This is a genomic window from Streptomyces sp. NPDC020807 (assembly GCF_040641575.1).
In the GTDB taxonomy this organism is placed as follows: domain Bacteria; phylum Actinomycetota; class Actinomycetes; order Streptomycetales; family Streptomycetaceae; genus Streptomyces.
This window is the reverse complement of the sequence record NZ_JBFADU010000003.1, coordinates 441,773-463,200: the sequence shown is the minus strand read 5'-3', so window position 1 is coordinate 463,200 and position 21,428 is coordinate 441,773. Positions and strand designations below refer to the sequence as shown.

At 72.7% G+C, this 21,428-nt stretch carries 19 protein-coding genes; 5 read left to right on the top strand and 14 right to left on the bottom strand.

Features of this window, described 5'->3' with window-relative positions; all coding sequences use genetic code 11:
* The first annotated feature begins 242 nt into the window (after nt 1–242).
* Nucleotides 243–1,487 (top strand): MFS transporter, encoded by a 1,245-nt coding sequence (locus AB0G79_RS07580; protein WP_360801645.1) that lies wholly within the window; start codon nt 243–245, stop codon nt 1,485–1,487.
* Nucleotides 1,488–1,798: 311 nt separating this feature from the next.
* Here the strand turns inward: AB0G79_RS07580 and AB0G79_RS07575 are convergent, their stop codons facing one another.
* The 9 genes from AB0G79_RS07575 to hrcA all read right to left on the bottom strand — a co-directional run bounded on the left by AB0G79_RS07575 (nt 1,799) and on the right by hrcA (nt 10,956).
* The gene (locus AB0G79_RS07575) at nt 1,799–2,800 is read right to left on the bottom strand and encodes an adenosine deaminase (RefSeq protein ID WP_360801642.1); all 1,002 of its coding nucleotides are present in this window, start codon (nt 2,798–2,800) and stop codon (nt 1,799–1,801) included.
* Nucleotides 2,801–2,810: 10 nt separating this feature from the next.
* The gene (locus AB0G79_RS07570) at nt 2,811–3,713 is read right to left on the bottom strand and encodes a ribonuclease Z (RefSeq protein ID WP_360801639.1); all 903 of its coding nucleotides are present in this window, start codon (nt 3,711–3,713) and stop codon (nt 2,811–2,813) included.
* A 3-nt stretch (nt 3,714–3,716) separates the two neighbouring features.
* Nucleotides 3,717–4,076: a histidine triad nucleotide-binding protein gene (locus tag AB0G79_RS07565; protein ID WP_360801636.1), complete on the bottom strand. Its 360-nt coding sequence runs from the start codon at nt 4,074–4,076 to the stop codon at nt 3,717–3,719.
* Between the two features lie 92 nt (nt 4,077–4,168).
* Nucleotides 4,169–5,260 (bottom strand): tetratricopeptide repeat protein, encoded by a 1,092-nt coding sequence (locus AB0G79_RS07560; protein ID WP_360801633.1) that lies wholly within the window; start codon nt 5,258–5,260, stop codon nt 4,169–4,171.
* Nucleotides 5,257–6,591 (bottom strand): ATP-binding protein, encoded by a 1,335-nt coding sequence (locus AB0G79_RS07555; protein WP_360801630.1) that lies wholly within the window; start codon nt 6,589–6,591, stop codon nt 5,257–5,259. The genes AB0G79_RS07560 and AB0G79_RS07555 overlap by 4 nt, the downstream gene beginning before the upstream one ends.
* An 80-nt stretch (nt 6,592–6,671) precedes the next feature.
* Nucleotides 6,672–7,415 (bottom strand): 16S rRNA (uracil(1498)-N(3))-methyltransferase, encoded by a 744-nt coding sequence (locus AB0G79_RS07550; protein WP_360801627.1) that lies wholly within the window; start codon nt 7,413–7,415, stop codon nt 6,672–6,674.
* Complete coding sequence (locus tag AB0G79_RS07545) at nt 7,412–8,674, bottom strand: nitronate monooxygenase (protein ID WP_360801624.1); 1,263 nt, start codon at nt 8,672–8,674, stop codon at nt 7,412–7,414. The genes AB0G79_RS07550 and AB0G79_RS07545 overlap by 4 nt, the downstream gene beginning before the upstream one ends.
* 125 nt (nt 8,675–8,799) lie before the next feature.
* Nucleotides 8,800–9,936: a molecular chaperone DnaJ gene (gene dnaJ / locus AB0G79_RS07540; protein ID WP_360801621.1), complete on the bottom strand. Its 1,137-nt coding sequence runs from the start codon at nt 9,934–9,936 to the stop codon at nt 8,800–8,802.
* On the bottom strand, nt 9,937–10,956 hold the full coding sequence (gene hrcA / locus AB0G79_RS07535; protein ID WP_360801618.1) for a heat-inducible transcriptional repressor HrcA: 1,020 nt from the start codon (nt 10,954–10,956) through the stop codon (nt 9,937–9,939). It abuts the gene before it with no gap.
* A 149-nt stretch (nt 10,957–11,105) separates the two neighbouring features.
* Between hrcA and AB0G79_RS07530 the strand changes: the two genes are divergently transcribed.
* Together AB0G79_RS07530 and AB0G79_RS07525 are read left to right on the top strand one after the other, a co-directional pair.
* A complete protein-coding gene (locus AB0G79_RS07530; protein ID WP_360801616.1) occupies nt 11,106–11,834 on the top strand; it encodes an MBL fold metallo-hydrolase in 729 nt (242 codons plus the stop codon).
* Between the two features lie 10 nt (nt 11,835–11,844).
* Nucleotides 11,845–12,654, top strand: a complete 810-nt coding sequence (locus tag AB0G79_RS07525; protein WP_360801613.1) for a DUF3097 domain-containing protein — start codon at nt 11,845–11,847, stop codon at nt 12,652–12,654.
* A gap of 237 nt (nt 12,655–12,891) precedes the next feature.
* Here AB0G79_RS07525 and hemW read toward each other — a convergent pair whose 3' ends face one another.
* The 3 genes from hemW to lepA all read right to left on the bottom strand — a co-directional run bounded on the left by hemW (nt 12,892) and on the right by lepA (nt 18,117).
* Nucleotides 12,892–14,124 (bottom strand): radical SAM family heme chaperone HemW, encoded by a 1,233-nt coding sequence (gene hemW / locus AB0G79_RS07520; RefSeq protein ID WP_360801610.1) that lies wholly within the window; start codon nt 14,122–14,124, stop codon nt 12,892–12,894.
* Nucleotides 14,125–14,209: 85 nt separating this feature from the next.
* Nucleotides 14,210–16,087 carry a long-chain fatty acid--CoA ligase gene (locus AB0G79_RS07515; protein WP_360801607.1) on the bottom strand — a complete coding sequence of 626 codons (1,878 nt, stop codon included), beginning with the start codon at nt 16,085–16,087 and terminating at the stop codon, nt 14,210–14,212.
* A 164-nt stretch (nt 16,088–16,251) separates the two neighbouring features.
* Nucleotides 16,252–18,117, bottom strand: a complete 1,866-nt coding sequence (gene lepA / locus AB0G79_RS07510) for a translation elongation factor 4 (protein ID WP_360801604.1) — start codon at nt 18,115–18,117, stop codon at nt 16,252–16,254.
* Nucleotides 18,118–18,304: 187 nt separating this feature from the next.
* On the opposite strand from lepA, the gene rpsT reads away from it, so the two are divergent.
* Entirely contained in the window at nt 18,305–18,571 is a 267-nt protein-coding gene (gene rpsT, locus AB0G79_RS07505; protein ID WP_360801601.1) for a 30S ribosomal protein S20, read from the top strand.
* Between the two features lie 593 nt (nt 18,572–19,164).
* Here rpsT and holA read toward each other — a convergent pair.
* On the bottom strand, nt 19,165–20,154 hold the full coding sequence (gene holA / locus AB0G79_RS07500; RefSeq protein ID WP_360801598.1) for a DNA polymerase III subunit delta: 990 nt from the start codon (nt 20,152–20,154) through the stop codon (nt 19,165–19,167).
* 62 nt (nt 20,155–20,216) lie between these two features.
* Here holA and AB0G79_RS07495 point away from each other — a divergent pair, with 62 nt between their 5' ends.
* The gene (locus tag AB0G79_RS07495; protein ID WP_360801595.1) at nt 20,217–20,462 is read left to right on the top strand and encodes a hypothetical protein; all 246 of its coding nucleotides are present in this window, start codon (nt 20,217–20,219) and stop codon (nt 20,460–20,462) included.
* Nucleotides 20,463–20,484: 22 nt separating this feature from the next.
* Here the strand turns inward: AB0G79_RS07495 and AB0G79_RS07490 are convergent, their stop codons facing one another.
* Entirely contained in the window at nt 20,485–21,375 is an 891-nt protein-coding gene (locus AB0G79_RS07490) for a YceI family protein (RefSeq protein ID WP_360801592.1), read from the bottom strand.
* Nucleotides 21,376–21,428 lie beyond the last annotated feature (53 nt).

Genomic DNA, 21,428 nt, shown 5'->3' with positions numbered 1-21,428 from the left:
GGCTCAGGCCAGTGTGCCCGATGGGGCCCGGGTGGCGGCTGTGACGCACGAGAGGAACCAGCAGAGGGAGGCCGGAATACCCGCTCTCGCGCCTTCCGAAACCAAAAGTGACCCGGATCACCGCACACGCCCTCGATCAAGGTCTTCTCGGACAACTCACCTGCTTGATACACATGGTTCCGCGCCCCCGTGCACCTCGCACCACAGGCCGCCCCCTCCCCCCTTTTTCCCTGGAAACGCCCATGCCGTCGCGGACCCGCGGCCCCGGGGCCCACGGCGCGCTCCTCGCGCTCGTCGCCCTCTTCACGGCCGGATACCTCGCCCCGTACCTCCTCCCGACGGTCGTCGGCCGGCTCGCCTCGGGCCTGGACCTCGCGCCCTCCCAGGCGGGCCTGATCGGCTCCGTCCTCCTCCTCGGCTCCTCCGCCGCCGGCTTCACGCTCGCCGCGCGCGGCCGGCGCCTCTCGCCCCGCCGCGCGGCCCGCGCGGGCCTCCTCGCGATGGCCGTCGGTTACGGCTCCGCCGCGGCGACGGACCTCGTACCGCTGGTGATCGCGGGCGCGGTCCTCGGCGGCATCGGCTCGGGCACGGCGACGGCCACCGCGGCGGCGGGCATCGCGGGCCGGGAGGACCCGCACCGCGCGTCGACCCTCGGCCTGCTCTCCGTCTCGGCGACGGCGGGCGCACTGTACCTGACCCTGCCGCACCTGGGCGGGGGCCACGCGACGCCGCTGGTCGCGATCGCGGCGACGGCGCTGGCGGTGTGGCCGCTGACGACCCACCTGCGGCCCACGACGACGCCTTCGACTCCCACGGGACGGGGACCCGCGTCCCCCCTCCCCCACCGCACCGCGGGCACGGCCCTCGCGGGAAGCATCCTGCTCTGGTCCCTCGCGCAGAACGCCCTCTGGGGCGTGAGCGGCCGCATCGGCCTCACCCAGGCGCACCTCTCCGAGGTGACCGTCGGCGCGGTCTTCGCGGCGGCGCTCGGCGCGGGCCTCGTCGGGGTCACGGCGGCGGGCGCCCTCGGCCGGCGCCTCGGCCGCGCGGCCCCGATCGGCGTGGGCACGGTCCTGATCGCGGGCTGCGTGCTCCTGAGCTCGACGGCGGGCGGCCTGGCGACCTTCGCGACCGGCGAGATCCTGTGGAACGCCGTCTACCCGGTCGTCCTCTCCTACCTCCTGGGCCTCGCCGCCTCCCTCGACCCACACGGCCGCTGGGCGGTCCTCGTCGGCGCGGCGTCCTCCCTGGGCGTCGCCTGCGGCCCGATCGCCGGCACCCTCCTCTCGGACGCGGCGGGCTACCCCGGCATGGGCGCGGCCCTCTGCGCCCTGCTCCTCCTGGTGGCGGCCCCCATGACGTCAGTGGCCCGCCGGACGGCGACGCCGACGGCGACGGCGACGGCGGTTGTACGCGTACGCGTGCCCGCCCGCCGCCGCCCGACGAAGTCGGCGTACGGCTTGGCGAAGCCGGGCGACCGCGGGTAACCCGGCCCCGCCGGCGTTTGAGGCGCGGGGCCCGGGGCAGAGCCCCGAACGCCTCAGCCCGTCTGGCGTCCAAGGACCGAGGCCCCGGGCAGAGCCCCTCCGAAGACTTCAGCCCGCCCGGCATCCGAGGACCGGGGCCCGGGGCAGAGCCCCGAACCCCTCAGCACGCCCGGCATCCGAGGACCGGGGTCCGGGGTCCGGGGTCCGGGGCGGAGCCCCGGTTTCGGGAAGGGGCGGGGTGGGGTGAAGGCCCCGCGCAGCGGCCCCCCGCCCCCCGTGCCCCGTCCCCCGCCCAGACCTCCCGCCCCGCCCTACTCCCCGCCCCGGAACACGTACGCCTCCACCTCACCGAGATACCGCTCCCGACGAGCCTCGTCGTCCTCCAGGAACGCCGCCAGGAACGAGTTCCGCGCCAGCTCCCGCAGCGTCTCCTCCCCCAGCCCCAACGCCTCGCCCACCGCCGAGAAGTTGTCCCCGACGTACCCCCCGAAGTAGGCGGGGTCGTCGGAGTTGACCGTCACCAGCAGCCCCGCCGCGATCATCTCCCGCAGCGGGTGCCGCTCGATCGTGTCGATGACCCGCAGCCGCACGTTGGACAGCGGGCACAGCGTCAGCGGCACCCGCTCCCGGGCGAGCCGCTCGACGAGCGACGGGTCCTCCATGCACCGCAGGCCGTGATCGACGCGCTCGACGCCGAGCACGTCGAGCGCCTCCCGGACGTAGGAGGCCGGTCCTTCCTCCCCCGCGTGCGCGACCCGCCGCAGCCCGAGCCGCGCGGCCTCCTCGTACACCTCGCGGAACTTCGCCGGCGGATGCCCGACCTCGGCGGAGTCGAGCCCGACCCCGGTGATCCGGTCGAGGTACGGCTTCGCGGCCTCCAGCGTGGCGAGCGCCGACTCGGCGGACTCGTCGCGCAGGAAGCACATGATGAGCCGCGTCGAGATCCCGTACCGCTCCTCGGCCCGGTCGAGCGAGGCCGCGAGCCCGTCGACGACGGTCCCGATCGGGATTCCGCGGGCGGTGTGCGCCTGCGGGTCGAAGAAGATCTCGGCGTGCCGGACGCCCTGGGCGGCGGCCCGCTCCAGGTAGGCGTCGGCGAGCTCGGTGAAGTCCTCGGCGGTGCGCAGCACGGCCATGAGCCCGTAGTAGAGGTCGAGGAAGGACTGGAGGTCGCTGAAGCGGTACGCCTCCCGCAGCGCCGCCGTGTCGGCGTACGGCAGGGTGACGCCGTTGCGCGCGGCGAGCGCGAAGGCGAGCTCGGGTTCGAGGGTGCCTTCGATGTGGAGGTGCAGTTCGGCCTTGGGTACGGGCATGGGTGGTGCTCTATCTCTTCGGTACGGGGACCCTCATCAGGTCCTGGGCAATGCTCAGCTCCCCCGTGAACCCGGCCGCCCTCGCCTGCCGCTCGAACTCCGACGGATCGGAGTACCGCTGCGAGAAGTGCGTGAGCACGAGGTGCCGCACGCCGGCGTCCCGCGCGACTCCCGCCGCCTGCCCGGCCGTCAGGTGGCCGTGGTCGACGGCGAGCCGGACGTCCTCGTCGAGGAACGTGGACTCGATGACGAGCATGTCGGCGCCCTCGGCGAGCGCGTGGACGCCGTCGCAGAGCCGGGTGTCCATGACGAAGGCGAAGCGCTGCCCGCGCCGGACCTCGCTGACCTCGTCGAGGGTCACCCCGCCGAGCACGCCGTCCCGCTGGATGCGGCCGACGTCGGGGCCCTTGATGCCGTGGGCGGCGAGCCGCTCGGGCAGGATGCGGCGCCCGTCGGGCTCGGTGATCCGGTAGCCGTACGACTCGACGGGGTGGGAGAGCTTGCGCGCGTCGAGGGTGAACGCCTCGGTGACCGCGAGCGGCCCGTCGGCGAGGACCGGCGCCTCGGTCAGCTTCACGGTCTCGCGGTAGGCCGTGGCGTACCGCAGCCGCTCGAAGAAGCGCCGGCCGCTCGCCGGGTAGTGCGCGGTGACCGGGTGCGGGACCTGGTCGAGGTTGATCCGCTGGATCACCCCGGCGAGGCCGAGCGAGTGGTCGCCGTGGAAGTGCGTGACGCAGATCCGGTCGAGGTCGTGCGCGGCGACCCCGGCCCGCAGCATCTGCCGCTGGGTGCCCTCGCCGGGGTCGAAGAGGATGCCCTGGCCGTCCCAGCGCAGCAGGTACCCGTTGTGGTTGCGGTGCCGGGTCGGGACCTGGCTCGCGGTCCCGAGGACGACCAGTTCGCGTACGGACACGGCTTAGCCGGGGGGCCAGTTGAGGCCGCGTCCGCCGAGGACGTGCGCGTGGGCGTGGAAGACGGTCTGGCCGGCGCCCGCGCCGGTGTTGAAGACGATGCGGAAGCCCTGCCCGTCGACCTTCTCCTCGGCGGCGACCTCGCCGGCCTCGCGCAGGACGTCGGCGGCGACGGACGGCGCGCCGGCGGCCAACGAGGCGGCGTCCGGGTAGTGGAGTCGGGGGATGACGAGGACGTGCGTCGGCGCCTGCGGGTTGATGTCGCGGAACGCGAGCGTCGTCTCGGTCTCGCGGACGAGCGTCGCCGGCACCTCCCCTGCCACGATCTTGCAGAACAGGCAGTCGCTCTGCGGCTCTCCGGCCATGTCCCGGGCCTCCTCGCTCCGATGTCGATCAGTACGACAGGAATGCTATCGGGCGCCTCGGACAACGCCCGCTCTCTCCCGCGTCTTCGGCGTCAGTCCTTCGGCGCGCGCCGTCCCAGCGCCGAGCGGCTCACCCAGTAGGTGATGACGACCCCCCAGAACAGCGGGGTCCCCAGCCCGCCGACCACTCCCGTGCCGAACGACCACAGGGCCATCGACACGGCCGAGTAGAGCCCCAGGATCCCGACGGCGCAGGCCATCGCGATCACCGGCGGGCAGGAGCGCGCCACGAGGAGGAGCGGGCGGCGCAGCCGGGAGGGCACCCGGCGCGCCATCCACACGGCCCAGCCGCCCCAGGCGCCGAGGAGGACGGCCGCGCCGACGACGAGCGGGACGACGGCCTCGGGGCCGGTGGCGCCGGAGCGGACCGGGGCGGCGCCGAAGGTCGCGGCGAGGAAGCCGAGCAGGGCGACCCAGCGGGCCCCCGCGGCCGTGCTCCAGGCCATCGACTCCAGGTTGAAGCGGGCCTTGCGGTCCTGGAGGTCGAGCGCGGCGGAGGCCACGAAGCCCTCGGCGGCCTGGGTCCAGGCCCCGCGCCGGAACCAGCGGCCGCGCAGCCGGAGGAGCGAGAGGTTGTTGTGGGCCTCGCTGCTCTGCGGGTTGAGCCGCAGGGTCGTCTCGTACGCGCGCTGCGCGGTGGCGTGGTCGCCCCTGCGCTGCGCGGTGAGCCCGACGAGGAAGTGGGCGGCGTCCTCCTCGGGCCCGAGGGCGACGGCGGCGCGCGCCGCCTCGTACGCCTCGACGGTCCGGCCCGGGGTGCGGGCGGCCTCGCCGAACTCGGTGAGGGCGGTGCCGAGCGCGTAGTGGCTGCCCCAGTACTGCGGGGCGAGCTGGACGGCGTACCGTCCGGCGGCCTCGGCCTCGGGGAACCGCCTCATCGCCAGCAGGATCTGCACCCGCATCAGCCAGCCCGTGAGCGACTCGGGTTCGGCGCGCAGGGCCTGGTCGACGGCGGCGAGGGCCGCCGGGTGCGCGCCCGCGCGGTGGTGGCAGCGGGCGAGGAGGACGAGGGCGCCGGCGTCCTCCGGGTCGGTGGCGAGGTGCTGGGCGACGAGCGCGCCCGCCTGCTCGTACCGCCCGGTGTCGTAGAGCGCCTCGGCGCGCCGCAGCGCGGTGGTGGTCACAGCTTGCGCTTCCGCTTCAGGTAGGCGAGGAGGTCGTCGTACAGCCCGCCCTCGTTGGCGAACATGGCGACGTTCCGCGCGGCGGCGAACCACGGCTCCGTCGACGGCCTGATCTGCTTGGCGGCGCCGAGGAGGTCCTTGGTGGTGATGAGGCGTACCGAGCCGCTGCGGGCGGAGTCGAGGAGCGCGGTCTCGGCGGCGCTCTCGCAGACGTGGGCGAGGTCGGCGCCGGAGAAGTCCTCGGTGGCCTTGACGAGCTTGCCGAGGTCGACGGCCTCGATGGGCCGCTCGCGCAGGTGGTAGCGGAGGATCGCCTCGCGGGCGGCGGCGTCGGGCGGCAGGACGAGGAGGGTCCGGTCGAGCCGGCCGGGGCGGCGCAGCGCGATGTCCACGTCCCAGGGGACGTTGGTGGCGGCGAGGACGAAGACGCCCTCGTTGCCCGCGCCGCTCGCGATGCCGTCGAGCTCGGTGAGGAGCTGGTTGACGACGTTGCGCAGGCCGCTGTGGTGGGTGCGGGAGCGCTTGGCGCCGAGGGCGTCGAGCTCGTCGAGGAAGACGACGCAGGGGGCCTGGCGGCGGGCGGTCTCGAAGATGTCGTGGATGTTCTTCTCGGAGGCGCCGATCCACATGTCGAGGACGTCGGAGAGCGAGACGGTGAGGAAGTTCGCCCCGAGCTCGCCTGCGACGGCCCGGGCGATGAACGTCTTGCCGCAGCCGGGCGGCCCGTAGAGGAGCAGGCCGCCGCGGAGGGACTTGCCGTACAGCCTGCGCAGTTCGGGGTTGCGCATGGGCGCGAGGAAGGCGGCCTCCAGGCGGTCCTTGACCTCCTCCATGCCGCCGACGTCGGCGAGGCGTACGGCTCCGGGCGCGTCGACGTCCCAGGCGGCCTCACCGGCCGTGCCGTCGCCGTCGGCGGCCTGCGGCGCGTCGAGGAAACGGGGCCCGACGACGTCCTCGACCTGCCGCTCGGCGGCGTCCCAGTCGAAGACGGGAGGCTGGGCCGGCGGCTCCGGCCGCACGGGGCCGTGAGCGGGGGTCACGGGCGGCTCGGCGGGAGCGGGCGCCACGGGAGGCGTGGCGGGAGCGGGGGGCACGGGAGGCTCGGCGGGAGCGGGGGCCACCGGAGGCATCCCCATCGCCCGCATCGTCAGCTCCCGCGCCGCCGGGTCCCCCGGCGCGTGCTGGAGCGCGGCCGCCGCCTCCGCGACGGCCTCGTCGTTCCGCCCCTCCGCGAGGAGGAGTTCGGCGAAGTGCAGGCGCAGCGGTACGTCACCGGGGGCGGCGCCCACGGCGGCGCGCAGACTGCGCAGAAGAGGGGACTCGTCGGCCATGCGGCCACCCTAAGGAGCGCGCCCGGCCCCCGGTCGGGCGCCCCCGGCACTCCCGAGCCCGGCATGATCGGCAAGCCCCCCTAGCTCCAGCGGCCGGTGCGGCCCAGGACCAGGGCGGTGGCCGCCGTGCCCGCCGTGGACGTGCGCAGGACGCTGCGGCCGAGACGGTACGGCTTGGCCCCCGCGGCCTCGAAGGCGGCCAGCTCGTCGGGCGAGACCCCGCCCTCGGGGCCGACGATCAGCACGATCGAGCCCTTCCCGGGGAGTTCGGCGGTGGCGAGCGCGCCGCTGGGGTGGTCGCGGTCCTCGTGCAGGACGGCGGCGAAGTCGGCGGCCGAGAGGAGCGCCGCGAGCTGCTTGGTCGTCATCAGCTCGGAGACCTCGGGGAAGCGGGTGCGGCGGGACTGCTTGCCGGCCTCGCGCGCGGTGGCCCGCCACTTGGCGAGGGCCTTCAGGCCACGGTCGCCCTTCCACTGGGTGATGCAGCGGGAGGCGGCCCACGGCACGATGGCGTCGACGCCGGTCTCCGTCATGGTCTCGACGGCGAGTTCGCCGCGGTCGCCCTTGGGCAGCGCCTGCACGACGGTGATCCTCGGCGTCTCCTCGGCGTCCTCGTGCACCTCGGCGACCCGCACGGTCAGCTGGTCCTTGCCCTCGGCGGCGAGCACGACGCAGTCGGCCCAGCGGCCCCGCCCGTCGGCGAGGACGAGCTCCTCGCCCTCCCGCAGCCGCTTCACGGAGACGGCGTGCCGCCCCTCGGGCCCGTCGAGGAGGAAGCTCCCGGGCCCGGGGACGGTGTCGACGACGAAGACGGGTGCGGTCATGAGGCGCTCCTGTGGGCGAGCCCGGGAAGGTCGGAGGAATCGGCGGAACCGTCGGAACCGTCGGATGCCGAGGAACCGGCGGAACCGGATGTGTGACACGTGGCAGGGGTGGCAGAGGCGGGGGAGGTGGCTGTGGTGGCAGAGGCGGCGCCGGCGAACTCGGCGGCGCCCGGCGCCCCCTCGGGACAGCCGAAGAGCCCCGCGCGCGCGGCCTCCAGCTCCGCGACGAGGACGTCGACCAGCTGCCCGGCCGGCAGCTCCCGGGCGAGCCGGTGCCCCTGCCCCGCCCACAGCGCCATGCCCTGCGCGTCGCCGGAGTCGGCGGCGGCCTTGCGGATCGGCGCGGTCAGGTAGTGGACCTCGGGGTACGCGGCGGGGGCGTACGGCCCGTGCTCGCGCATGAAGCGGTTGACGAGCCCGCGCGCGAGACGCCCGGAGAAGGCACGGGTGAACGCGGTGCGGTGGAACAGCGGATCGGTCAGGGCCCTCTTGTGGAGCGGGTGGGCGCCCGACTCGGGGCAGCCGAGGAACGCGGTGCCGAGCTGCGCGGCGTCGGCCCCGGCCGCCAGGACGGCGGCGATCTGCGCGCCGCGCATGATCCCGCCGGTGGCGACGATCGGCAGGCGTACGGCCTCGCGGATCTGGGGGACGAGGGCGAGGAGCCCGGTGCCGGGGTTGTCGTCGTCCTCGGGGTCGTCGCGGTACGAGCCCTGGTGCCCGCCGGCCTCGACGCCTTGGACGCAGACGGCGTCGGCCCCGGCCCGCTCGGCTTCGAGGGCCTCCTCGACGGAGGTGACGGTGACGATCGTGTACGTACCGGCGCGGGCGAAGGAGGCGAGCGTCTCGGCGTCGGGACAGCCGAAGGTGAAGGACACGACGCGGACGGGGTCGTCGAGGAGGATCGCCAGCTTGGCCGCGTACGCGTCGGTGCCGCAGTCGTCGAGGTCGCCGAGCGGCGTGCCGTACCAGGCCGCCTCGCCGGCGAGCTGGTGGCGGTAGACCTCGACGGCGGCTGGGCCGTCGGTCCGGCCGCCGCTCGGCGGGACGAAGAGGTTGACGCCGAAGGGGCGCGCGGTCAGCCCGCGCACCTGCTTGATCTCCTGGTAGAGGCCGCCGGCCGTCTTGTACCCGCCGGCCAGGAAGCCGAGCGCCCCGGCCGCGCAGACGGCTCCGACGAGCTCGGGACAGGAGGCGCCACCCGCCATGGGGGCCTGCACGATCGGAAACCGAGAGAGATCGTTCAGTGCGGTGGTGGACATATGGGCATCGTGTCATGCCCCTGCTTCCGGGCCGAATCGGTACCTCGGGTCGCGCGAAGGGGCGGTATCCAGGGGATACCGCCCCTTCGCACACGCACAAGCACGAGCACGACCCGCGACCGGACCTACCGCCCGTTGAAGGCATCCTTCAACCGCGAGAACAGCCCCTGCTGCCCAGGCTGGAACTGGCCCGTGGGCCGTTCCTCGCCGCGCAGCTTGGCGAGCTCGCGCAGGAGCCGTTCCTGCTCGGCGTCGAGCTTGCCGGGTGTCTGGACCTCGACGTGCACGATCAGGTCGCCGCGCCCGTTGCCGCGCAGGTGCGTGACGCCCCGGCCGTGCAGCGGGACCGACTGGCCGGACTGCGTGCCCGGACGGATGTCGATCTCCTCCAGGCCGTCGAGCGTCTGCAGTGGCACCTTCGTGCCGAGCGCGCCCGCCGTCATCGGGATGGTGACCGTGCAGTGCAGGTCGTCGCCGCGCCGCTGGAACGTCTCGTGCGGCGTCTCCTGGATCTCGACGTACAGGTCGCCGGCGGGGCCGCCGCCGGGGCCGACCTCGCCCTCGCCCGCGAGCTGGATCCGGGTGCCGTTGTCGACACCGGCCGGGATCTTCACGGTGAGGGTGCGGCGGGAGCGGACCCGGCCGTCGCCCGCGCACTCGGGGCACGGGGTCGGGACCACGGTGCCGAAGCCCTGGCACTGGGGGCAGGGCCGGGAGGTCATGACCTGGCCCAGGAAGGACCGCGTGACCTGGGAGACCTCACCGCGACCGCGGCACATGTCGCAGGTCTGCGCGGAGGTGCCGGGCGCGGCGCCCTCACCCGAACAGGTGGTGCAGACGACGGCCGTGTCGACCTGGATGTCCTTGGTGGTGCCGAAGGTCGCCTCGTTGAGGTCGATCTCCAGGCGGATCATGGCGTCCTGGCCGCGGCGGGTCCGCGAGCGCGGTCCGCGCTGCGAGGACTGGCCGAAGAAGGCGTCCATGATGTCGGAGAAGTTGCCGAAGCCACCGGCCCCGAAGCCGCCCGCGCCGCCTCCGCCGGAGGCCGAGAGCGGGTCGCCGCCGAGGTCGTAGACCTGCTTCTTCTGCGGGTCCGAGAGGACCTCGTAGGCGGCGTTGATCTCCTTGAAGCGCTCTTGCGTCTTCGGATCGGGATTGACGTCCGGGTGCAGCTCGCGCGCGAGCCTCCGGAAGGCCTTCTTGATCTCGTCCTGGGAAGCGTCGCGGCGCACGCCGAGCACGGCGTAGTAGTCCGTGGCCACTTACGACTCCGCCAGGATCTGTCCGACGTAACGTGCCACTGCGCGTACCGCTCCCATCGTTCCGGGGTAGTCCATGCGGGTCGGTCCGACCACGCCGAGTTTGGCGACTGCTTCGCCGCCCGAACCGTAGCCGACCGAGACGACGGACGTGGAGCTCAGCCCCTCGTGGGCGTTCTCGTGCCCGATCCGTACGGTCATGCCCGATTCCTTGGCCTCGCCGAGCAGCTTGAGGAGCACGACCTGCTCCTCAAGGGCCTCCAGGACGGGCCTGATCATCAGGGGGAAGTCGTGTCCGAAGCGGGTGAGATTGGCGGTGCCGCCGATCATCAGCCGCTCCTCGTGCTCCTCCACGAGCGTTTCGAGGAGGGTCGCGAGCACGGTCGAGACCGTGGCGCGGTCCTCCATCTCCTCGAAGGACTCGGGGAGGTCCTGCACCAGCTGCGGCACGTCGGCGAACCGACGGCCGACGACCCAGCTGTTGAGCCGGGCCCGCAGGTCGGCGAGGGAGGTCTCGCCGAAGGGTGCGGGGCAGTCGACGACCCGCTGCTCGACACGGCCGGTGTCCGTGATGAGCACGAGCATCAGGCGGGCCGGGGCCAGCGAGAGCAGCTCCACGTGCCGGACGGTCGAGCGGGTCAGCGAGGGGTACTGGACGACGGCGACCTGGCGGGTCAGCTGCGCGAGCAGCCGGACCGTGCGGCCGACGACGTCGTCGAGGTCGACGGCCCCGTCGAGGAAGTTGTGGATGGCCCGCCGCTCGGGCGTCGACAGCGGCTTGACGCCGGCGAGCCGGTCGACGAAGAGCCGGTAGCCCTTGTCGGTCGGGATCCGCCCCGCACTCGTGTGAGGCTGGGCGATGTACCCCTCCTCCTCCAGGACGGCCATGTCGTTGCGGACGGTGGCGGGCGACACGCCGAGTTTGTGGCGCTCGGTGAGCGCCTTCGAGCCGACGGGCTCCTCGGTGCCGACGTAGTCCTGGACGATGGCGCGCAACACCTCCAGCCTGCGTTCGCTGAGCATCGTGCGCACCTCCAGCTGTCGGTCGGTCGATCCGGTTGCTCCGCTTTTGGCACTCGCCCTGTCTGAGTGCCAGCAATACCCCGGCCAGTGTACGGCGGCGGACAACGCTCCTGGCAAGGAGGAGGCGGCGCACCCGTTAGCGTCGCCCCATGGAGACGGATTGGGAAGCGTACGGATGGGAGCGGCTCGCCGACGGGGTGGGCCGGCGCCGACTGCCCGGCTGGGACGCGACGGTGGGCCTGGTGGTGGGCGAACACGGGGTACTCCTGTACGACACGGGCTCCACGCTCGCGGAGGGCGCGGAGCTGCGGGCTCAGGTGGCGCAGCTCACGGGCGGGCGCAAGGTGACGCACATCGCACTGAGCCACCCCCACTTCGACCACGTCCTCGGGACGGCGGTCTTCGCGGGGGCCGAGGTCTTCGGCGCGGTCGGTACGGAGGAGCTGCTCGCCCTGCCGAGGGAACGGGAGGCGCTGCGCGAGGACGCGGTGCGGCAGGGCGTCGACGCGGAGGCGGCGGCGGAGGCGGTGGACGCGCTGGTCGTCCCCCGGCACGTGGTGTCGGGCGAGTGGACCCTCGACCTGGGCGGCCGGCAGGTCCTGCTGGCGAACGTCGGCCCCGGCCACACGGGCCACGACCTGGCCCTCTGCGTCCCCGGCTCCCGTGAGGTGGTCTTCTGCGGGGACCTGGTGGAGGAGTCGGGCGAGCCGCAGGCGGGCCCGGACGCGATCCCGTCCCGCTGGCCCGACGCGCTGGACCGGCTCCTCTCGCTGGGCGGCGGGGACGCGGCGTACGTCCCCGGCCACGGGGCCGTGGTGGACGCCACGTTCGTCCGGACACAGCGCGAGGAGCTGGCACGGCGCTTCGCGGTGTCATAACGTCCCCCAAATGCGCAGCTACAACCCGGACCTGACGCCCCCGTGGAAGAAGTCGGCCCCCGTCCCGGAGATCCCGGCGGACCACGACCTGGTCGTGGAGGAGGTGTCGACGGGCTTCTGCGGGGCGGTGATCCGCTGCGAGGCGGGCACGGTGACGCTGGAGGACCGCTTCGGCAAGCACCGGGTCTTCCCGATGTCCCCGCGCGGCTTCCTGCTCGACGGCCAGGTCGTCACCCTGATCCGCCCGGCACCGGCCTCGGCCCCCTCCCGCCCCACCCGCACGGCCTCGGGCTCGATCGCGGTGCCGGGCGCCCGCGCACGCGTGGCACGGGCGGGCAGGATCTACGTGGAGGGCCGGCACGACGCGGAACTCGTCGAGCGGGTGTGGGGCGACGACCTGCGCGTCGAGGGCGTGGTCGTCGAGTACCTCGAAGGCGTGGACGACCTCCCCGCCGTCGTCGCCGACTTCGCCCCGGCCCCGGACGCCCGGCTGGGCGTCCTGGTGGACCACCTGGTCCCGGGTTCGAAGGAGTCGAGGATCGCCGCGCGGGTGACCGGTGCGGACGTCCTGGTCGTCGGCCACCCGTACATCGACGTCTGGGAGGCGGTGAAGCCGTCCTCGGTCGGCATCCCCGCCTGGCCGGCGGTCCCCCGGGGCCAGGACTGGAAGACCGGCGTCTGCCGGGCCCTGGGCTGGCCCCACGACAACACGGGCGCGGTCTGGCAGCACATCCTGTCGAAGGTGACGAGCTACAAGGACCTGGAACCGCAGCTCCTGGGCAGGGTCGAGGAACTCATCGACTTCGTCACGGCCCCTTAGGGCCTGTCCGACCCTGATCCGAGGGCCCCGTGCGGGCAATCGTCCCGCAGGGCGGGACTGGCGGGCACACGGGACGGCGCCCCTTCCCGGGCCGAGGCCCCCGCTCTCGGCCCGCACCCCGGGTGCGGCGCACTGCCCGCAGCTGCCCTGCCCGCAGCCGCCCTGCTCTGCTCTGCCCTGCCCTGCCCTGCCCGCAACGGGAGCGACGGCCCGCGGAGGGCCCGGCGCGCCCGGACCTCAGTCCACCAGGTCCCGCACCACCGCGTCCGCGAGCAGCCGGCCCCGCAGGGTCAGGACCGCCCGCCCCGCCTCGTACGCCTCCGGGTCGAGGAGCCCGTCCTCCAGCGCCTTCCGCGAGGCCGCGAGGCCCGCCGGCTTGAGCAGCGCCAGCTCGACCCCCTCGCGCAGCCGCAGCTCCAGCAGGATCCGCTCGACCCGTCGGTCCTCCTCCGTGAGGACCTCCCGCCCGGCCCCGGGTGACTTCCCCGCCCCGAGCGCCGCCGCGTACGCACCGGGGTGCTTCACGTTCCACCAGCGGACGCCGCCCACGTGCGAGTGGGCACCCGGCCCGGCGCCCCACCAGTCCGCGCCGCGCCAGTACAGCTCGTTGTGGAGGCAGCGTCCGGCGTCGGAGGTGGCCCAGTTGGACACCTCGTACCAGGAGAACCCGGCCTCCTCGAAGGCCGCCTCGGCGATCAGGTACCGGTCGGCGTGCACGTCGTCGTCGGTCATCGGCACCTCGCCGCGCCGGATCCGCCGCGCGAGCTGCGTCCCCTCCTCGACGATCAGCGCGTACGCGCTGACGTGGTCCGGTCCGGCCCCGATCGCCGCGTCGAGCGACGCGCGCCAGTCGTCGTCGGACTCCCCCGGCGTGCCGTAGATCAGGTCGAGGTTGACGTGCTCGAACCCCGCCGCCCGCGCCTCCGCGACGCACGCCTCGGGCCGCCCCGGCGTGTGCGTGCGGTCGAGGATCTTCAGGACGTGCTGCCGGGCGCTCTGCATGCCGAAGGAGATCCGGTTGAACCCGCCCTCCCGCAGCTCCGCCAGGTACTCCGGGTTCACGGACTCGGGGTTCGCCTCGGTCGTGACCTCGGCGTCGTCCGCGAGCCCGAACTCGTCCCGGATCGCCCCCAGCATCCGTACGAGGTCACCGGCGGCGAGCAGCGTCGGCGTCCCGCCGCCGACGAAGACGGTCCGCACGGGACGCGGGTCGTCGCCGAGGACCTTCCGGGCGAGCCGTATCTCCTCGGTGACCTGCCCGGCGTAGTTGTCGCGGGAGGCGAGCACGCCACCGGCACCGCGCAGCTCACTGGCGGTGTACGTGTTGAAGTCGCAGTAACCGCACCGCGTGGCGCAGTACGGCACGTGCAGATAGAACCCGAGGGGCCGCTCGGCCGCCCCTTCCAGGGCGTGCGCGGGCAGCGCCCCGGTCTCGGGCATGGGCTCACCATCGGGCAGTACGGAAGGCATGAGCCCATTGTCCCGTACCGCCCGAGGCTACGGAGCAGCCCTGTGGACAACTCCCGACAGCCCACTGCGCCGCAGGTCAGACCTGTCAGGCCTCGCGGGAGCCCTCGTACATCTCCTCGATGAGCGCCTTGTACTCCCGCTCCACGACCGGTCGCTTCAGCTTCAGCGAGGGCGTGAGCTCGCCGTGCTCGATGTCGAGGTCGCGGGGCAGCAGCCGGAACTTCTTGATCGTCTGCCAGCGCTGGAGGCCCTCGTTGAGCCGGTCCACGTACCCCTGGACGAGCTTCTGGGTCTGCGGCGCGGCGACGACCTCGGCGTACGTCTTCCCGGCGAGGTCGTGGTCGGCGGCCCAGCCGAGGATGGAGGGCTCGTCGAGCGCGATGAGCGCGGTGCAGTAGTTCCGGTCGGCGCCGTGGACGAGGATGTTCGAGACGAACGGGCAGACGGCCTTGAACTGTCCCTCGACCTCGGCCGGCGCGATGTACTTGCCGCCGGACGTCTTGATGAGGTCCTTCTTGCGGTCGGTGATCCGCAGGTAGCCGTCGGCGGACAGCTCGCCGATGTCACCGGTGTGGAACCAGCCGTCGGACTCCAGGACCTCGGAGGTCTTCTCCGGCAGGCCGTGGTAGCCCTCCATGATGCCGGGGCCGCGCAGCAGGATCTCGCCGTCGTCGGCGATCCGGACCTCGGTGCCGGGGAGCGGCTTGCCGACGGTGCCGGTGCGGTAGGCCTCGCCCGGGTTCACGAAGGAGGCGGCGGAGGACTCCGTGAGACCGTACCCCTCCAGGATGTGGATGCCCGCGCCGGAGAAGAAGTAGCCGATCTCGGGGGCGAGCGCGGCGGAGCCGGAGATGCAGGCGCGGAGGTTGCCGCCGAAGGCGTCGCGGATCTTGCCGTAGACGAGGGCGTCGGCGACCTTGTGCTTGGCGGAGAGGCCGAAGGGCGTGGAGGCCGTGCCCGTGCGGCGGAAGTTGTCCTGGCTGACCTTGGCGTACTCGCGGGCGACGCCGGCCGCCCACTGGAAGATCTTGTACTTGGCTCCACCGGCGGCGCGGGCCTTGGAGGCGACGCCGTTGTAGACCTTCTCGAAGATGCGGGGGACGGCGGCCATGTAGGTCGGCTGGACGACCGGCAGGTTCTCGATGATCTTCTCGACGCGGCCGTCGACGGCCGTGACGTGCCCGACCTCGATCTGGCCGGAGGTGAGGACCTTGCCGAAGACGTGGGCGAGCGGCAGCCAGAGGTACTGGACGTCCTCCTGGGTGACGAGCCCGGTGGCGGCGATGGCCTTGGCCATGTACGACCAGTTGTCGTGCGGGAGGCGGACGCCCTTGGGGCGGCCGGTGGTGCCGGAGGTGTAGATGAGGGTGGCCAGCTGCGTGGAGGTGATCGCGGCGACCCGCTCCTTGACGGCCTCGGGGTGCTTCTCCAGGTAGCCCTTGCCGCGCGCCTCGAGATCGGCGAGCGAGAGCACGAACTCGCCGTCGGCGTCGACGCCGGTCGCGTCGATGACGACGACGTGCTTGAGCTCGGGCAGGTCGGCGCGCCGCTCGACGGCCTTGGCGAGCTGGGCCGCGTCCTCGGCGATGAGGACCCTGGACTCGGAGTCGGAGAGGATGAACGCCGACTCCTCGGCGTTGGTCTGCGGGTAGACCGTGGTGGTCGCGGCACCGGCGCACATGACGCCGAGGTCGGCGAGGATCCACTCCACGCGCGTGGAGGAGGCGAGGGCGACCCGCTGCTCGGACTCCACGCCGAGGTCGACGAGGCCGGCGGCGATGGCGAAGACCCGTTCGGCGGCCTGCCCCCAGCTGAGCGACTTCCAGTCGTCCGGCCCGGTGCCGGAGGCGGCGGGGACCGGATGGCGGTAGGCCTCCGCGTCCGGAGTCCGCTCGACGCGCTCAAGGAAGAGGGTCGCCACGGAGGGCGGCCGGTTCTCGATCTGGGTCTGGGTGTCGCTCAAGACGTCCTCCGGCGGTGCGTAACTACAAACTAACCGGCGAGTAACCTTCGATTCGGGATCAGAGTAGAGGGCGGGGGACCGGTGCGTAAGGGCCTGCGGGCCCCCGCTTGATAACGAACGGGTCCACGCGCCGAAGGCACGTGGACCCGCTTCTCCTGCTTGTTCTACTTCTTCTTGCCGGAGGACTCGTCGCTCGACAGGACGGCGATGAAGGCCTCCTGCGGCACCTCCACCGAGCCGACCATCTTCATGCGCTTCTTGCCTTCCTTCTGCTTCTCGAGCAGCTTCCGCTTACGGGAGATGTCACCGCCGTAGCACTTGGCGAGGACGTCCTTGCGGATGGCGCGGATGGTCTCGCGGGCGATGACCCGGGAGCCGATCGCGGCCTGGATCGGCACCTCGAAGGCCTGCCGCGGGATGAGCTCGCGCAGCTTCGCGACGAGCCGGACGCCGTAGGCGTAGGCGGCGTCCTTGTGGGTGACGGCGGAGAAGGCGTCGACCTTGTCGCCGTGCAGCAGGATGTCGACCTTGACCAGGCTGGAGGCCTGCTCGCCCGTGGGCTCGTAGTCGAGGGAGGCGTAACCGCGGGTCTTGGACTTCAGCTGGTCGAAGAAGTCGAAGACGATCTCGGCGAGCGGAAGGGTGTAGCGGATCTCGACGCGGTCCTCGGAGAGGTAGTCCATGCCGATGAGCGTGCCGCGACGGGTCTGGCAGAGCTCCATGATCGCGCCGATGAACTCGCTGGGCGCGAGGATCGTGGCGCGCACCACCGGCTCGAAGACGTCGTTGATCTTGCCTTCGGGGAACTCGCTCGGGTTGGTGACCGTGTGCTCGCTGCCGTCCTCCATGACCACGCGGTAGACCACGTTGGGGGCGGTGGCGATGAGGTCGAGCCCGAACTCGCGCTCCAGGCGCTCGCGGATGACGTCGAGGTGGAGGAGGCCGAGGAAGCCGACGCGGAAACCGAAGCCGAGGGCGGCGGAGGTCTCCGGCTCGTAGACGAGCGCGGCGTCGTTGAGCTGGAGCTTGTCGAGGGCCTCGCGGAGGTCCGGGTACTCCGAGCCGTCGAGCGGGTAGAGGCCCGAGAAGACCATCGGCTTCGGGTCCTTGTAGCCGCCGAGCGCCTCGGTGGCGCCCTGGTGCAGGGAGGTGATCGTGTCACCGACCTTGGACTGGCGGACGTCCTTCACACCGGTGATGAGGTAACCCACCTCACCGACCCCGAGCCCGTCGGAAGCGGTCATCTCGGGGGACGAGACGCCGATCTCCAGCAGCTCGTGGGTGGCACCGGTCGACATCATCCTGATGCGCTCGCGCTTGTTGAGCTGGCCGTCGACCACTCGCACGTACGTCACGACGCCCCGGTACGAGTCGTACACGGAGTCGAAGATCATCGCGCGGGCGGGGGCGTCCGCGACGCCGACGGGCGCCGGGATGTCCCGGACGACGCGGTCGAGCAGGGCCTCGACGCCCATGCCGGTCTTCGCGGAGACCTTCAGGACGTCCTCGGGCTGGCAACCGATGAGGTTGGCGAGCTCGTCGGCGAACTTCTCCGGCTGGGCGGCCGGAAGGTCGATCTTGTTGAGCACGGGAACGATGGTGAGGTCGTTCTCCATGGCCAGGTACAGGTTGGCGAGCGTCTGCGCCTCGATGCCCTGCGCGGCGTCGACGAGCAGGATCGTGCCCTCACAGGCGGCGAGCGACCGCGACACCTCGTAGGTGAAGTCGACGTGCCCGGGGGTGTCGATCATGTTCAGGATGTGCGTCTTGCCGTCACCCTGCCCGTCGGTGGGCGCCCAGGGCAGCCGCACCGCCTGGGACTTGATCGTGATGCCGCGCTCCCGCTCGATGTCCATCCGGTCGAGGTACTGAGCACGCATCTGCCGCTGGTCGACCACACCGGTGAGCTGGAGCATCCGGTCGGCAAGCGTGGACTTGCCGTGGTCGATGTGCGCGATGATGCAGAAGTTGCGGATCAGAGCCGGGTCGGTACGGCTCGGCTCGGGCACGTTGGTAGGAGTCGCGGGCACGCAGGGATCTCGTCTCGGGCGATGTTCAGAACGGATACGTAGACACCATGGTCCCATGCCCGCCGCCCGGCGCCCGGTTTGGGACGCCCAGAGGGTGGCTGGTACTGTGGACAGCTGTGTCTCGTGTGCCCTCTCAGCCTGCGAGATCACATCCAGAAGGAACATCGAACCTGTAAAGGCTCTTTTCGTGGCGAACATCAAGTCCCAGATCAAGCGGAACAAGACGAACGAGAAGGCGCGCCTGCGCAACAAGGCCGTCAAGTCCTCGCTCAAGACCGCGATCCGCAAGGCCCGTGAGGCTGTCGCCGCCGGCGACCTCGAGAAGGCCACCGTTGCCACTCGTGCCGCCTCGCGTCAGCTCGACAAGGCTGTCTCGAAGGGTGTCATCCACAAGAACGCCGCCGCCAACAAGAAGTCGGCGCTGGCGCTCAACGTGGCCACCCTCCAGGGCTGAGCTCACTGATCTAACGGTCGCACGGGACCCAGCGGGCCCTCTCTCCCGCTCCCGTCCGACCCCCCGGTCTCGCACGCGGACGCGTTCGCCACGCGTGTGCGAGCCCAAAAGAACCACGACGAAGGCCCCGACCACTTCCTCCCCCAGGAAGCCCGGGGCCTTCGCCGCACCCACCCCAGCACAGCCCCAAAGCAGCCGGAACAGCCGGCGGGCGCCCAGCTTGAGGGAGGGCCGGGTGATACGGGCCGGGCGTGGCCCGGGCAGAGGTCCGGTGGCGAGCCCGCTTGAGGCCAGGGGCACAGCCCCGGCGGGACCAAGAGGCGCACAAGGGTCCGGGGGGCGCGGCCCCTGTCAGACCCCGAGGCGCAGCCCCGGCGGGTCCCAGAGGCACAGCCCAGGCGGGTCCCAGAGGCACAGCCCCTGGAAGGGGGTCGGCCTCCGCCCCCTCCAGCCCCCGGCAGGGTTTCGGGAAGGGGCGGGGTGGGGGAAACAAACGCTCCGACCAGCCACAGCGCACCCGCACCCACGCTGACCGCACCCCGGCGCCCCCGCACCGCCCCCCGGGGCCCAGGGGCTCCGCCCCTGGAAAAGACCTACCCCCGCCGCCCCCGAGCCGCCCGCGCCACCGCGACCACCGCCTTCTCCAGGGCGTACTCCGGATCGTCTCCCCCGCCCTTGACCCCCGCATCCGCCTCCGCGACAGCCCGCAGCGCCACCGAAACCCCCTCCGGCGTCCACCCCCGCATCTGCTGCCGCACGCGGTCGATCTTCCACGGCGGCATGCCCAGCTCCCGCGCGAGGTCCGCCGGCCGCCCGCCGCGGGCGGAGGAGAGCTTCCCGATGGCCCGCACCCCCTGCGCCAGCGCGCTGGTGATGAGCACGGGCGCGACCCCGGTCGAGAGCGACCAGCGCAACGCCTCCAGCGCCTCCGCCGCCCGCCCCTCCACGGCCCGGTCCGCCACGTTGAACGACGAGGCCTCGGCGCGGCCGGTGTAGTACCGCCCGACGACCGCCTCGTCGATCGTCCCGTCGACGTCCGCCACCAGCTGCGCGCACGCGGACGCGAGCTCCCGCAGGTCGCTCCCGATCGCGTCGACGAGCGTCTGGCAGGCCTCGGGCGTCGCCGTCCGCCCGAGCGCCCGGAACTCCTGCCGCACGAACGTCAGCCGCTCCGCAGGCTTCGTCGTCTTCGGGCAGGCGACCTCCCGCGCCCCCGCCTTGCGCGCCGCGTCGAGGAGCCCCTTGCCCTTCGCGCCGCCCGCGTGGAGGAAGACGAGCGAGATGTCCTCGATGGGGTCGTCGAGGTACGCCTTGACGTCCTTGATCGTGTCCGCGGACAGGTCCTGCGCGTTCCGCACGACCAGGACCTTGCGCTCGGCGAAGAGCGAGGGGCTGGTCAGCTCCGCGAGCGACCCGGGCTGCAGCTGGTCGGGCGTGAGGTCACGGACGTCCGTGTCGGCGTCGGCGGCCCGCGCGGCCGCCACCACCTCCTGGACGACACGGTCGAGGAGCAGGTCCTCCTGCCCCACGGCGAGCGTCACGGGTCCGAGGAGTTCGTCGGGTGAAGTCTTTCTGGTGGCCATCGCGATCCAGCATCCCACGCCCCACTGACAGCGGTCCCCGCCTCAGGACCGACAATGGCGTGGTGAGCGAACGACGACACGTACTGGTACTTCCCGACCGCGACGCCGCCGAGGAGGTCGCGGAGGAGCTCCCCGCCCGGTTCGGCGTGGCCGAGGCCCCGCAGCTCGTCCGGGACGCCCTGGCCGGTGAGGACGACGCCGAGGACGCCCAGTGGCTGGTGGTCGTCGAGGATCCGGACGCACGCCTCGACCCGGCGGCGCTGGACGAGCTCGCCGCCGAGTACGAGGGGTGGCTGGAGGCCCCGTAAGGGGCTCCAGCTAGTAAGGGGCTCAGCCCCTTCCTGTCTTCGGCACGATCTGCACGTCAAGGTCGATGCTGATGCTGGACCCGACGGCCGCGATCCCCCGCGCCAGCAGCGTCTGCCACGTCAGCGTGAAGTCCTCACGGTGCAGCTCGGTCGTGGCCCGGCAGGCCCCCCGCGTCTCGCCCTCCAGGCCGTTGCCGAGACCGAGGTACTGGGTGTCGAGGGTGATCGTGCGGCTCACGCCGTGCAGGGTGAGCGCCCCGGTGACGGCCCACCGGCTGCCGCCCCGGTGGACGAACCGCTCGCTGTGGAACTCCAGCGTCGGATAGACGCCGACGTCGAGGAAGTCTCCCGAACGCAGGTGGTCGTCGCGCATCTGCACCCCGGTGTCGATGGAGGCCGCGTCGATGACGACGTGCATCGCCGACTGCTCCATGCGCTCGCCGATCCGCACCGCGCCCGCGAAGTTGTTGAACCGGCCGTGGATGCGGGCCAGGCCGATGTGACGGGCGGTGAAGCCGATCTGCGAGTGCGTCGGGTCGATCTCCCAGTCCCCCGCCTCGGGGAGCGGCGGCTGCGGCGCGACCTGGAGCTGGACGTCGCCGACGCCCGTGTGCCCGCCCTCGGTGACGACGGCGCTGCCGTGGAAGGGCGTGTACCCCTCGGCGGTGACGGCGAGCCGGTACTCGCCCGCCGGTACCGTCGCGAGCGCCGAACCGTACGGGTCGGTCTCCCCGCCCAGCACCTTGCGGCCGGCCGCGTCACTGAGGACGAACTCGGCCTGCCGGACCGGTTCGTGTACGGGGTCGATGACCCGGCAGCTCAGGACCCCCGCCGACGCCGGGACCGCGAGGCCGGCGAGCGGACCGCCCCGCGTCGCGCCCGCCGTCCGCTTCCCGAAAAGACGATCGAACATTCTTCACGCACCCCCGGCATGACTCGTTCACTATGCAACGAAATCGCATTCGA